This window comes from Streptomyces sp. cg40, from assembly GCF_050320165.1.
In the GTDB taxonomy this organism is placed as follows: Bacteria; Actinomycetota; Actinomycetes; order Streptomycetales; family Streptomycetaceae; genus Streptomyces; species Streptomyces hokutonensis.
On the sequence record NZ_CP190128.1, the window covers coordinates 5,280,733 to 5,292,533 of the forward strand.

An 11,801-nucleotide genomic window follows, 5' to 3' on the forward strand; every position below is an offset into this window, starting at 1 on the left:
ACAACGGGCGGGTCGATCGTGCTAGCGTCATTCCCGACGGAGTTAGTCAGCCAACTAACTCATAACGGTTCACGCAGGCGACGGGGGTATCGAGATGATCGTGGTGACGGGTGCGACCGGGAACGTGGGACGGACGCTGGTGCGGATCCTCAAGGAGGACGGGGTCCCGGTGACGGCGGTGGCCCGGAACATCAGCGGACCGGGGACGGTGGCCGCCGATCTGGCCGAACCGGAGACCCTGCGGGGCGCGTTCGAGGGCGCGGAGGCGCTGTTCCTGTTGGCGGCGGGCGAGCGGCCGTACGACGTCCTGGACGTGGCCAAGGCGGCCGGTGTCCGCAAGGTGGTGCTGGTGTCCTCGCAGGGGGCGGGGACACGACCGGAGGTGTACGCGCTTCCCCGCCAATTCGAGGCCGCAGTAAGGGAGTCGGGGCTCGACTGGACGATCCTGCGGCCGGGCGGGCTGGACAGCAACGCGTACGCCTGGGCCGAGTCGATCCGCGCCCGGCGCACGGCGGCGGCACCCTTCGGGGACGTGGGCCTGCCGTTCGTGGACCCCGACGACGTGGCGGCGGTCGCCGCGACCGTCCTGCGCGAGGACACACACGCGGGCGAGACCTACACCCTGACCGGTCCGGCGCAGACGACACCCCGCGCGCGGGCGGAGGCGATAGCCAGGGCACTGGGCGAGCCGGTGACCTTCACGGAGCAGTCCCGTACGGAGGCGTACGAGCTGATGGCCCGGTTCATGCCACTGCCCGTGGTCGAGGGCACGCTGGCCATCCTGGGCGAGCCGACCGAGGAGGAGCGGCGGGTGAGCCCTGATGTGGAGCGGGTGCTGGGGCGGGCGCCGGGTACGTTCGCGGCGTGGGCGCAGCGCAACGCGGCGGCGTTCCGGTGACGGCGACGAAGGTTCACGCGACGCCCGTCCTCGACTCGGCCATGACGCACCGGGAGTCGGGGACCGGAGTGCCGATCGTCTTCCTGCACGGCAACCCGACCTCGTCGTACCTGTGGCGGAACGTCCTGCCGGGCCTGACGACCGGACGGCTCCTGGCCCCCGACCTCATCGGCATGGGCGAGTCGGGCAAGCCGCCCATCTCCTACGACTTCGCCGACCAGGCCCGCTATCTGGACGCCTGGTTCGACGCGCTCGGGCTGTGGGACGTGGTGCTGGTCGGACACGACTGGGGCGGCGCCCTGGCCTTCGACTGGGCCGCGCGCCATCCGGACCGGGTGCGGGGCATCGCGTTCACGGAGACCATCGTGAAGCCGATGACCTGGGAGGAGTTCCCCGAGGGCGGCCGGGAGCTGTTCCGGGCGATCAAGACGGCCGACATCGGCGAGGCCATGATCCTCGACGAGAACGCCTTCATCGAACAGGCCCTGCCCGCCGCCTCCGCGACCCCGCTCGCGGCAGCCGACCTGGCCGTCTACCGAGAGCCGTACCCGACCCGCGAAAGCCGCCGCCCCCTCCTGCGCTGGGCCCGCTCGATGCCACTGGACGGCGAACCCGCAGACGTCGTGACCAGGATCGAGGCGTACGACCGCTGGCTGGCGACCAGCCCGGACATACCCAAACTGCTGCTCACGTTCGCACCCGGGGCCGGGACGATGATGACCCCGGACATCATCGCCTGGTGCGCCGCGAACATCGCGGCCCTGGAGATCGACCACTCCGACGCGGTGGCCGGCCACCACACACCGGAGGACCGGCCGGAGGTGATCGCCGGGGCGATATCGGGGTGGGCGGAGCGGCTCGGGCTCCTCTACTGAGAAGCCGTGCCCCGCTACCGCACGATCCGCACCCGCCGTTCCACGCTCACCTGGTCGATGTCCGACGTTCTGACCGTCACCTTCATCGTCCAGGTGCCGGCGATGGGGAGGTTGAGGGAGTTGGTGCCCCAGTAGCCGCCCTCGTCCTTGATGTTGGCGTCGAGGGGGCCGATCTTCTGGGCCGGGAGGGTGAAGGAGAGGCGGAGTTCGGGGACCGTGGCGAAGCCGCCGTCGGGGCCGTAGACGACCGCTTCCACCGAGTTCAGGCCGACGCGGCCGGGGTCGAGGGTGATCTGTACCTTGCCGCCGGCGTTGCCGACGCGGAAGGGGACCATGGTGACGGAGGCCGCGGGGATGTCGGCCGGGGTCGCCGTCTGTTGTGCCTCCGCCGCCGCTCTGCCCGGCAGGGTGTTGGTCAGCAGGGTGGTGATCACCAACACGGTGACGCCTACGGCGACTTCGAGCAGGACCGAGCGGCGCAGGCCGCGGCGGTATCCGTCAGGGGAGCCGTCACCGGCGCCGGGGTCCGGGAGGGCCTCGCCCTCGCTCTGCCCCTGGCCGGTGGACTTGGCGGACGACGCTCCGTCCGCCCCCGTCTTCACCAGCTCCGGGACCTGGAGGTGCACTTCCGCCCCCGCCAGCCGTGCCGTCCACTGGCGGGACCAGGCCGCCGCCGCGAGCAGCAGTGCCACCGCGCCGAGTTTCACCAGCAGGATGCGGCCGTAGGACGTGCCGGTCAGGGCGTTCCAGGAGCCGAGGCCGCGCCAGGACTGGTAGACGCCGGTGACGACCAGGACGGTGACCGAGATGAAGGCGAGGCGGGAGAAGCGGGTCACCGGGGCCGCGTCGAGGGCGGGTGAGCGATAGAGGACGGTGAGGAGGGCCGTGAGGCCGCCCAGCCAGACCGACATCGCGAGCAGGTGCAGGACCGCCGAGGTCATCGCCACCGGTACCTGGATGCCGGCGGACGCGTGTTCCGCCGACGCCCAGGTCAGGGCCAAGCCGACGGCCAGAGCGGCGCCCGTCCCCAGGGCGACCCGTCCGAACCGGTCCCGTCCCCGGAGTCGTAGGAGGAAAGCCGCCGTTGCGGCGAGGAGGAGCAGGCGGGCCGCCAGGGCCTGACCCGGGCGGGTGGTGAGCGTGCGAGGGAAGGCGGCGGGGTCGAACGCCGTGGCCAGGCCCGTGCCCGCCTCGTAGGGGGCGCGGAGGATCAGGAGGGCCAGGGTCGACGCCAGGAGGGTCCACCAGCCCGTCAGGATCGGCTTGTTGAGGACCGTGGGGTTCGGGGGGCGGCACAGGGCCAGGAAGGTGGCAGTGCCGATGAGGAGGGCCGCGGCGATGTACGCGAAGTAGCGGGCCGTGTCGTACAGGCTGGCCGTCAGCGGGTTCTCGTTCGGGGCCGTGCTGATCGGGGTGGTGGTGGCGGAGGGTTTGCCGATGGAGAAGGTGAAGGCGCCGGAGACGGGGTGGCTGTCGGCCGAGACGACGCGCCAGGCGACCGTGAAGGTGCCGGTGCCGAGCTTGGCCGGGAGGGTCACGCTCGCCGTGTCGCCGGCGTCCTTCGCGTGGTGCGCGGAGCTGGTCTTCACCCGCCGGTTGTCGGGGTCGTAGACGCGGAAGGAGTCGTCGAGGAGGGCGACGGACTCGGAGAAGGTGAGGGTGAGGGTGCGGGGGGCCGACTTGAGGACGCTTCCGTCGGCGGGGTCGGTGGATTCGAGGGCGGCGTGCGCGGACGCGGTGCCCGCGCTGCCGAGGAGGAGCAGGACCAGCACGGTGCCCAGCAGCACCAGCCCTTGAACTCCTCGGCGCCGACTGCCTCGGCGGTCGCCGTTGACTCCGTAGTCGCCGTTGACTCCGTAGTCGCCGTTGACTCCGTCGCGTCCAAAACGCTGTCCCTCATTCCGTCGTCGGCGCACGTCATATCTCCGTCTTCGGACTTGCAGGCCTCGGGGTATGTACGGAAGAACCGTTCCCTTCGCTCACCACGTGGGCCGGGCCGAGACTCCGCCGTCCACGACCAGGTCGTGCCCGGTGACCCAGGAGGCGAGCGGGGACGCCAGGAACACGCACGCGTCGCCCACGTCCTCCGGGCGGCCGAGCCGCCCCGTCGGCGCCGCGTCCCGCCACCGCCGCACCCCCTCCGGCCAGGCCTCCCCCAGTCCCTCCCGGTCGATCAGGCCGGGCGAGACCGTGTTGACGCGGATGCCGTACGGGCCGTACTCCAGGGCGGCCGACCGCGCGTGCATCACCACGGCCGCCTTGGACGCGGAGTAGTGCGCGTGCAGCGGCGCCGGGGCGCTCGCCTCGATGGACGCGATGTGCGTGACCGTGCCGCCACCGTGTTCCCTCATCACCTCGGCCGCCGCCTGCGTGCACGCGAACACGCTCATCAAGTTCGTGTCGACGACCGCCCGCCACTCCGCCGCCGTCATCCCCTCCAGCGGCTGCGTCGGCTGAACACCCGCGTTGTTGACCAGCGCCGTCAGCCGCCCACCACCGAACTCCGCCGCCTCGCGCACCAGCGCCCGGCAGGCCTCCTCGTCGCTCAGATCTGCTCGCAGTACGACGGACTCGGCGCCCAACTCCCTTACCCGGGCCGCCACTTCGCTCGCCGCCCCGACCGCCGTACGACAGTGGACCGCGACCGCCGCCGCGCCCTCTTCGGCGAACCGCACGGCGATGCCCCGGCCGATGCCGCCGCCCGCGCCCGTGACCAGGGCGACCTGGCCCGCCAGCAGGCCGCTCACGGGCGGCACAGCCCGGCGATGCGGGCCGCCTCGGCCGGGTAGCGGGCGGTCAGCTCTGCGGTGTCGCCGTGCTCGTAGCCCTCGTAGGTGAAGCCGGGCGCCATCGTGCAGCCGAAGAACGTCCACGCGCCGAGCGCCCGCGCCCCCATCCAGGTACCGGCCGGCACGGTCAACTGGACGTGCTGGCCGTGCAGGACGTCCGGGCCGAGGACCGCCGTGCGGGAGGTGCCGTCGGGGGCGAGGAGCAGGAGTTCGAGCGGGTCGCCGAGGTAGAAGTGCCAGACCTCGTCGCCGGGCAGCCGGTGCAGGGCGGAGAAGTCCGGGGCGGCGAGGAGGGCGACTATCGCGGTGCCCTCGGGGCGGCCGTCGGACCGTTCCGGGCCCGCCCAGGTACGGCGGAACAGGCCGCCCTCGCGGGGAATCGGCTCCAGGTCGTAGTGGGCGACGAGGTCTTCTGGGGTCACTCCGGCAGGCTACGGGAAGGCCACCTCACGAGGCAGAAACGCCAGTTGGGCGTGCTTCTCTGGCAGGAACACGTCCGGGATGTCGATCTCCGGGAGCACCACCTTCGGGCCCGCCACGAATCCCTGCCGCAGGAAGCGCGCGATCGCCTTCTCGTTCCGCACATCCGGATCGACCACGATCCGACGCCGGTCCAGGCCGAGCAGGACGTACCCGGCGAGGACACCCATCAGCGCCGCCGACCAGCCGGGGCGGACGCCCTCCGGTCCGGCGGGGGCGAGGAGGAGGTGGATGCCGATGTCTCCCGGTTCTACGGCGTAGCAGTCGCCGACGCGGTCGGCGGCGGGCTCGTAGGTCTGGAGGAGCGCGACCGGTTCGTCGTCCCTGAGCACCAGGTGCGCGTGGTGGGTGTCGAGAGTCTCCATGTGGGCGTAGATCTCGGCGACTTGGGCCCAGGTGAGGCCGTTCATGCCCCAGAACGCGGCCCGTTCCTCGCTGACCCAGCGGTGGATCGTCGCGGCGTCGGCCTCGGGGTCCAGGGGGAGGATGCGGACGGTGCCGAAGCCGTCGACGTGCTGTTCGTGGACCGGGCGGCGAGCGGGCGGCTCGGGTTCGAGACGGCTGAAGTCGGTGATCACCGGGACCAGATCTCCCTTGAGCCACAAGGGGAGTTGGTCGCGGTGGTGCGGCGAGGCGGGCAGCCCCGACGCGCCCAGCGGCACCACCCACAGGCTGTCCTCCCGCCGGGCCAGGTCCCATACGAAGCGGGCCGCCGGGCCGCGCGCGCTCAGGTCGGTGAGCCCGGGCACGGAGGAGGTGCACAGTACGCAGTCGTGGTCACCGGACAGGCCAGGCCCGGGAGTCGGGGTGCCGGCGAGTGTCCGCCAGGGGGTCAGGCGGTGGGTGTCGCCCCAGGTGCCGAGGGGTGCGGCGGCGACTTCCTCGACCGCCGCCCGTACAGCCTCCGGCCGGTCGATGCCGTACAACTCCCCTGTCCCCAGCAGGTGTTCGAGCGCGAAGCCCACGCGCGGGAGCAGCGCGAGCCACGGCAGGAACACCTCGGGGTACGCGGGCGGCTCGGCCGGCGCCGCGAACGCCGGGTGGGCCGCGAGCCGTCGTACGACCGCGCCGCGCACGGCCGCGTAGGCGGCGGCGTCCGTGCTGTCGGCGTCCATGCGGCGGTTCCAGGTCAGGAGCCGGTCACGGAGTGCGGTGGCCTCGGGCGTGAGGTCGGTGAGGGCGGCCAGATGGTCCAACAGGGCTGTGACGGAGCCCAGTTGGGTGTCCATGTGGATCGCGGGCATGTCGGCGGCCGACCAGTGCGGGCGCTCGGCGAGGAGCTCGGCGATGCGGTCGGCGCGGTGGGGCGGGGCGAACTCGACGCCGAGCGGGGTGGCGGGGCCGCGCTGGTTGGCCATGACCGCGATGCCGTCGGCGGGCGGTTCGGCGCGGGGCGGCTCGTGCCAGCCGTGCCATTCGTGGCCGGGTTCCCAGGCGGGGACGAGCCGGGTGCGGTTGGCCTCGGCGCGCAGCGGGACCTTTCCGGCCACCCGGTGCAGCAGTCCGCCCTCGGTGTCGGCGGCCTGGACGACGTTGACGGGTTCGGCCCAGTCGTCGAACGCCCGGTCCACGTCGGCGACTTGGCGGGCGCGCAGGAGCGGGAGCAGGGTGGTGAAGCCGAGGTCCTCGGTGACGCGGGGCGGGTAACGGAGGCTGATGGCGAGGGGCGGGGTGCCGGGCGGCGCGGTGACTCCGCCGTCCAGGCCCTCCGGCCCGCCGATGACGACCGGCCCTCGTTCGGTCTCGATGACCTCGACCTCGACGGGTGCCTCGCCCGCCACCTCGACCGTCTCCGTGTGCCGGACCGCGCGCCGCCAACTCCCGTCCGGGCCGAGGGCCTCGACACCGGCGCCGGTGCGGCGCAGGCGCTCCCGGTAGAGGTCCTGGTAGTCGGCCATCGCGTTGGTGATGGCCCAGGCGACCGTGCCGGTGTGGCCGAAGTGGGCGATGCCGGGGACACCGGGTACGGCGAGGCCGACGACGTCGAACTCCGGGCAGGAGAGGTGGACCTGCTGGTAGACGCCGGGGTCCTCGATGAAGCGGTGCGGATCGCCGGCGAGGACGGGCAGGCCGGTCGTGGTCCGTGCCCCGCTCACCAGCCAGCCGTTGCTGCCCGAGGTGCCGGGTCCGTCGGTGGCGAACAGGCCGACGGCGTCCGGCCCGAGGTGCCGTACCGCCTCCTCGCGCCACAGCTTGGCCGGGAACCCGGCGAACAGGATGTGCGTGGCGAGCCAGACCCCGAGCGGGGTCCAGGGCTCCCAACGGCCGGGCGTCAGCCCCGACTCGGCGAACTCGGGAGCCGAAGTCCCTTCTCCCAGGCCTTCGTTGACACCGTCGACGTACGACCGGACCCAGCGCGCGGTCTCCGGGTCCCGCTTCTCCAGGGCGGCGAAGCAGCGTCTGGCGGTGTCGTCGAGGCGGGCGCGGCGGGCGAAGAGGTCCCAGGGCAGGGCGCCGATGCCGAGGAAGGCGGCCGAGGTGCCCTGCGCGCGGTGCCGTTCGGTCTCCAGCTGCCAGGCGCGGTCGTGGGCGGTGACGCGGCCCTGGGCGCGGGCGAGTTCACCGGCGCTGTCGGCCCGCAGGTGGGGGATTCCCCAGGCATCGCGGTAGATCTGGGTCGTCACCCTGTGAACCCTCTACTTCCCTGTTTCGAGGCTGTGATTTAGGTTAGCCTTGCCTAAGTTAATGGTGGTGAAAGCGTACGCGAAGGGTGAAGAGACGATGGCACAGGGGCGCGGATGGGAGGGCGCGGTTCTCCGGCTGCTGCGCGCCAAGGACTTCGAGTTCACCGTGACGAGGGCCGAGGACGTCACCCCGCACTACCGCCGCCTCCACCTCACCGACGGCGGCATGCTCGCGGCGACCGGCGTCCATCCGACGATGTGGGTCCGGCTCTGGTTCGACAACGCGGGCAAGCCGCACCAGCGGGCGTACACCCTGGTCGACCCCGACCCGGCGGCCGGCACGTTCGGCCTCGAATTCGCCCTGCACGAGGGGCACGCGAGCGACTGGGCGCGGTCGGCGAAGCCCGGCGACACGATCGGGGCGACGGTCCAGGGCACCGGCTTCGAGACCCCCGACCCGGCCCCCTCCCACCTCTTCGCGATCGGCGACCCGGCGTCCGTCCCCGCCGTCAACTCCCTGCTGGGGGCGGTGGGTTCGACGGTCCCGGCGACGATCTGGTTCGAGGGCGAGCCCGCCGGACTCCCCCTGCGCACCGCCCCGGACCGGCACGAGATCCGCGCGCTCCCCAGGGGCCGGCTGACCGAGCGCGTCCGCGCGGAACTCCCCGACCTCCTGCGGGCCACCCCCGACCCCTACGTCTGGATCACCTGCGACACGACGACGACCCGGGCGCTGTCCTCGTACGTCCGCAAGGAGTTGGGCGTACGGCGGGAGCGGGTGCACGCGCTGGGGTACTGGCGGGCCACCTGAGGCGGGCCGACGGGGACCCTCTTCAAAAAAAGTGTGTCACTTTTCACGCAAAGTGACACACTTTTACAAGGCACCCTCCCCGTGCACAGGGAGGCGTCCCGACCCCGGACGCGCCAGAATCGACCCATGGACGTCACCCTTCACCTCGCCCAGGACCCCGAGGCCGACGAGCTCCTCGGCCGTTCCCCGCTCGCCGCGCTGGTCGGGATGCTGCTCGACCAGCGTATTCACATACGACGTACGTGGACGAGCCCCCAGTTTATCCCTGCCGGGCGCGCGTCGACAGGGTGCCACGATGACCCAAATCCCCTGCTCAGCGCCCCTGTGAGCGTTTCGGAGGGTGCGGCTCAGGCCGCATAGAAGGTGCCCACTAGGCAGCAGCGAGGCGACTCGGTATTACGAAGCAAGATCACGACGCAAAAGAACGCCCGACCACGGCGGCGGTCGAGCGCTCTTAGGTTGGGAGTGTACTGGCGGCTACTCCTCGCCGAACTCACCGTCGCGGGCTCCGTCGATGAACGCCGTGAACTCAGCGTTCGTGAACGTCAGCACCGGTCCCGACGGGTCCTTGCTGTCACGCAACGCGCGACCGCCACCAGGCAGAACGGCCACCTCTATGCAGTTGCCGTTGTTGCCGGAGTACGACGACTTCACCCACTCCAGCAAGGTGGGTTGGATGGTTGGCTTCATCGGCCCTGTTCCGTTTCCTGAAGGGCGTCAGTGATGAGCGCCCGGGACTTGCTGACGTTGGCTGCGGCCATGTTGAGGCGACGGAACAGCGTGGTGTACGTCTCCACGTCCGCAGCGTCCTCGTAGTAGAGGGTGCTTGTTGGCGACTCGGTGTAAACGACGTCTGTCTCGGCCGAGGTCGGGAAGCTCATGATTACGAACGGTCCGAAGAGACAGGCGTTCATCGGGTCCTCGCGCGGCAACACCTGAAGCTCGACGTTCTGCTTCCTACTGTCCGCGATCAAGGACTCAAGCTGTGCCCGCATCACGTCGCGACTGCCGACCTGGTGGTAGAGCACGTTCTCCGCGACGATCACCCACAGCTGTAGCGGGCTGTCTCTGGTCAGGATGCTCTTACGCTCCCGCCGTACGTTGATCTGCGCTTCGATCTTCTCCTTGGTAGCGTCCGGCGCCTGGAGCTTGATGAGCGCTTCGGTGTACTCCGGGGTTTGCAGCAGACCAGGTACAAGGTTGGTCTCGACGTTGTAGAGCTCCGACGCGTCCCACTCGACAGCGGCGTAAGCCGCGTACGCCGGGTCGACCACGTTGACGTACCGACTCCACCAACCCTTTTGCTTGGCCTCACGCGACAGCTTCTCGATCGCGGACCGTTCGGTTGGATCGACGACGTTATAGGCGTCCATGAGTGCCCGGAGGTCCGGCAGACGGATGCCGGACTGCGCGTTCTCGATCCGGCCAACCTTTGATTCCGCCGAACCAAGCACCTTGGCAGCGTCGGCATGGGTCAGCCCAGCAGCGTTGCGAAGCTCCCGGAGCGTCCGGGCAAGTCGCCGCTGACGGAACGTCGGGTTGTTGTTGATGGGCACCGATCCGGCCGCCTCTCCTACTCCTTCTTGCAGGTCAAGTGTGCCGCTCGCCTCACCGTGAGGGCAACAAGCATTCGGACCCACTCAAAGTGGGGACTTGACACTTTAGGGTCTCCACCATGCACAGTACTTACTGTGGTGGGACGTCTGCTCGCCTGACGTCGGCTTCGTCGCTCGCCCGCCCGCGAACCGTCCGAGGGGACCCAAGTATGGCTGAACCCAGGTCATTGCAGGTGCGGTATAGAAGACGTCGCCCCTCCGTACCGGCTGCTCGTGCTAAGGCCCGAGCCGTCGCGTTCGACTGGCGCTTACCTCCGCACGTCGCTGACTCCCTAGAGTGGGTAGTCACCGAACTGGTGACGAACGCGGTAATCCATGGCCGGGCAACCCGGGGAACGTACGTTTTGGTGGCCTACCACCTTGATGACGACCTCTTGCGCGTAGAAGTTCGCGACGCTGCAACCGGCACCCCGAACCTGATCCTCTCCGACACCCTGGCGAGCGACCTTGCCCTAAGTGGTTGCGGACTCAAGATCGTGGCTGCGCTCTCTGAGAGCTGGGGCGTCACGCAACGGGTCATCGGCAAAACGGTGTGGGCCGAGTTGGCCATGTCCTCGAAGGAGGACGAACCCCATGACCGGTGACACGATCAACCACCGTCCGCTCTGCGCTGGCTACCTGCGTCGGCTGGACGGTGTTGACGATCAGGTTGAACAGCGCCTCATAGCCGACATGTGCGCGCTCAGCGCACGCGAGGGTTTCACGCTGACGCTGGTGTTCATCGAGAAGCAGCCCGGCTACACAGCAGCCCTCGATGCCATGACGCACTACTGCCAACGCCACGACATACGCAACGTGGTCGTGCCGTCCAGCCAGCACCTCAACACCTTGCCCTCGCTGGCGTACCTCGCAGAAAACCTGCTCCAACAAGACATAGGCGGTCGGGTATGGATCGCCGCTCCTACCAAGGAGGAAGAGATGTCGTGCCCGCTTGCGACTGAGGACGGCGGGACGACATGACCGCCAACAACAACGTCACCCCGATCCCCCTACTCGTCTCCTCGATCCGCTTGGTCGCCGTCCCTACAGCCGTCGCTGTCTCACGGATGTTCGTCCGCCACACGCTGGAGCAGTGGCACTTTGAGGAGCACATCGACGTCGCGACGCTCATCATGAGCGAACTGGCGACCAACGCCATCAAGGCAACCGGCATCACCAGCCCGCAACCGAAGTCGTGGCAGATCACCGACGAACACGTTGTCGCGATGCAGCTCCGAGCACTCGGAGCCAGTCTGTACGTCGAGGTCTGGGACAGGAGTGGCGGCGATCCCGTCAGGAAGAACCCGGACCTTGAGGCCACCAACGGGCGTGGCCTACTCCTGGTCGACGTGCTCTCGAAACGGCGGAGCATCTACCGGCCCCCTGTCGGCGGGAAAATCGTCTGGGCTGAGTTGCCCCTCGGCGTCCCCCTAGAGTCGCCACCCCTCAAGCCGGTACATCGGCCGCTCTTGCTCGGTCCCGGCATCCGTGCACCACGAGGTCCGGTTGAAAACCAGGCACGTACGGCCCTGTTCGACTGGCTGACGAAGACGACCATCGACTCCGAACTCTCGTCGCGGGTGAACGATGCGACCTAGGACCGATGGCCGGCTGACCGTTGATCGGCTCGACCTAGCACCGCACGGCGGTGCCCGATGAAGCCAGGCGAAATATGGGGCGTCTTCGACTGGTACTACGGGGCGTGCTTCCGCTGCGAAGCGTTTCGCGT

At 69.9% G+C, this 11,801-nt stretch carries 12 protein-coding genes and 1 pseudogene; 7 read left to right on the forward strand and 6 right to left on the reverse strand.

Features of this window, described 5'->3' with window-relative positions; translation table 11 throughout:
• Positions 1-94 precede the first annotated feature (94 nt).
• Positions 95-898 (forward strand): SDR family oxidoreductase, encoded by an 804-nt coding sequence (locus ACQHII_RS23390; protein WP_427921136.1) that lies wholly within the window; start codon positions 95-97, stop codon positions 896-898.
• Positions 895-1,773: a haloalkane dehalogenase gene (locus tag ACQHII_RS23395; RefSeq protein ID WP_427925393.1), complete on the forward strand. Its 879-nt coding sequence runs from the start codon at positions 895-897 to the stop codon at positions 1,771-1,773. Before ACQHII_RS23390 ends, ACQHII_RS23395 begins: the two co-directional genes overlap by 4 nt.
• 14 nt (positions 1,774-1,787) lie before the next feature.
• Here the strand turns inward: ACQHII_RS23395 and ACQHII_RS23400 are convergent, their stop codons facing one another.
• The 4 genes from ACQHII_RS23400 to ACQHII_RS23415 all read right to left on the reverse strand — a co-directional run bounded on the left by ACQHII_RS23400 (position 1,788) and on the right by ACQHII_RS23415 (position 7,666).
• Positions 1,788-3,560, reverse strand: a complete 1,773-nt coding sequence (locus ACQHII_RS23400) for a copper resistance CopC/CopD family protein (RefSeq protein ID WP_427925394.1) — start codon at positions 3,558-3,560, stop codon at positions 1,788-1,790.
• Positions 3,561-3,752: 192 nt separating this feature from the next.
• The gene (locus ACQHII_RS23405; protein WP_427921137.1) at positions 3,753-4,529 is read right to left on the reverse strand and encodes an SDR family NAD(P)-dependent oxidoreductase; all 777 of its coding nucleotides are present in this window, start codon (positions 4,527-4,529) and stop codon (positions 3,753-3,755) included.
• The gene (locus ACQHII_RS23410) at positions 4,517-4,984 is read right to left on the reverse strand and encodes a cupin domain-containing protein (protein ID WP_427921138.1); all 468 of its coding nucleotides are present in this window, start codon (positions 4,982-4,984) and stop codon (positions 4,517-4,519) included. The genes ACQHII_RS23405 and ACQHII_RS23410 overlap by 13 nt, the downstream gene beginning before the upstream one ends.
• Before the next feature lie 9 nt (positions 4,985-4,993).
• Entirely contained in the window at positions 4,994-7,666 is a 2,673-nt protein-coding gene (locus ACQHII_RS23415; RefSeq protein WP_427921139.1) for a GNAT family N-acetyltransferase, read from the reverse strand.
• 97 nt (positions 7,667-7,763) lie between these two features.
• Here ACQHII_RS23415 and ACQHII_RS23420 point away from each other — a divergent pair, with 97 nt between their 5' ends.
• Both ACQHII_RS23420 and ACQHII_RS23425 read left to right on the forward strand, forming a co-directional pair.
• Positions 7,764-8,477, forward strand: a complete 714-nt coding sequence (locus ACQHII_RS23420) for a siderophore-interacting protein (RefSeq protein WP_427921140.1) — start codon at positions 7,764-7,766, stop codon at positions 8,475-8,477.
• Positions 8,478-8,603: 126 nt separating this feature from the next.
• A pseudogene (locus tag ACQHII_RS23425) lies at positions 8,604-8,732 on the forward strand (HhH-GPD-type base excision DNA repair protein); the annotation flags it as partial.
• A 222-nt stretch (positions 8,733-8,954) separates the two neighbouring features.
• Here the strand turns inward: ACQHII_RS23425 and ACQHII_RS23430 are convergent.
• Both ACQHII_RS23430 and ACQHII_RS23435 read right to left on the reverse strand, forming a co-directional pair.
• Positions 8,955-9,167 carry a DUF397 domain-containing protein gene (locus ACQHII_RS23430; RefSeq protein WP_427921141.1) on the reverse strand — a complete coding sequence of 71 codons (213 nt, stop codon included), beginning with the start codon at positions 9,165-9,167 and terminating at the stop codon, positions 8,955-8,957.
• A complete protein-coding gene (locus ACQHII_RS23435; RefSeq protein ID WP_427921142.1) occupies positions 9,164-10,033 on the reverse strand; it encodes a helix-turn-helix domain-containing protein in 870 nt (289 codons plus the stop codon). Before ACQHII_RS23435 ends, ACQHII_RS23430 begins: the two co-directional genes overlap by 4 nt.
• Before the next feature lie 209 nt (positions 10,034-10,242).
• On the opposite strand from ACQHII_RS23435, the gene ACQHII_RS23440 reads away from it, so the two are divergent.
• Genes ACQHII_RS23440 through ACQHII_RS23450 form a run of 3 tightly spaced genes read left to right on the forward strand, consistent with a single transcriptional unit; the run spans position 10,243 to position 11,670 of the window.
• On the forward strand, positions 10,243-10,677 hold the full coding sequence (locus tag ACQHII_RS23440) for an ATP-binding protein (protein WP_427921143.1): 435 nt from the start codon (positions 10,243-10,245) through the stop codon (positions 10,675-10,677).
• On the forward strand, positions 10,667-11,053 hold the full coding sequence (locus ACQHII_RS23445) for a hypothetical protein (RefSeq protein ID WP_427921144.1): 387 nt from the start codon (positions 10,667-10,669) through the stop codon (positions 11,051-11,053). Before ACQHII_RS23440 ends, ACQHII_RS23445 begins: the two co-directional genes overlap by 11 nt.
• Positions 11,050-11,670, forward strand: a complete 621-nt coding sequence (locus ACQHII_RS23450; protein WP_427921145.1) for an ATP-binding protein — start codon at positions 11,050-11,052, stop codon at positions 11,668-11,670. The genes ACQHII_RS23445 and ACQHII_RS23450 overlap by 4 nt, the downstream gene beginning before the upstream one ends.
• The last annotated feature ends 131 nt before the right edge of the window (positions 11,671-11,801 follow it).

What these genes read in the sequence shown, in the direction of transcription:
- ACQHII_RS23450 (WP_427921145.1), top strand. Translation starts at nt 11,050, where the DNA reads ATGACCGCCAACAACAACGTCACCCCGATCCCCCTACTCGTCTCCTCG.
- ACQHII_RS23390 (WP_427921136.1), top strand. Translation starts at nt 95, where the DNA reads ATGATCGTGGTGACGGGTGCGACCGGGAACGTGGGACGGACGCTGGTG.
- ACQHII_RS23445 (WP_427921144.1), top strand. Translation starts at nt 10,667, where the DNA reads ATGACCGGTGACACGATCAACCACCGTCCGCTCTGCGCTGGCTACCTG.
- ACQHII_RS23440 (WP_427921143.1), top strand. Translation starts at nt 10,243, where the DNA reads ATGGCTGAACCCAGGTCATTGCAGGTGCGGTATAGAAGACGTCGCCCC.
- ACQHII_RS23420 (WP_427921140.1), top strand. Translation starts at nt 7,764, where the DNA reads ATGGCACAGGGGCGCGGATGGGAGGGCGCGGTTCTCCGGCTGCTGCGC.
- ACQHII_RS23430 (WP_427921141.1), bottom strand. Translation starts at nt 9,167, where the DNA reads ATGAAGCCAACCATCCAACCCACCTTGCTGGAGTGGGTGAAGTCGTCG.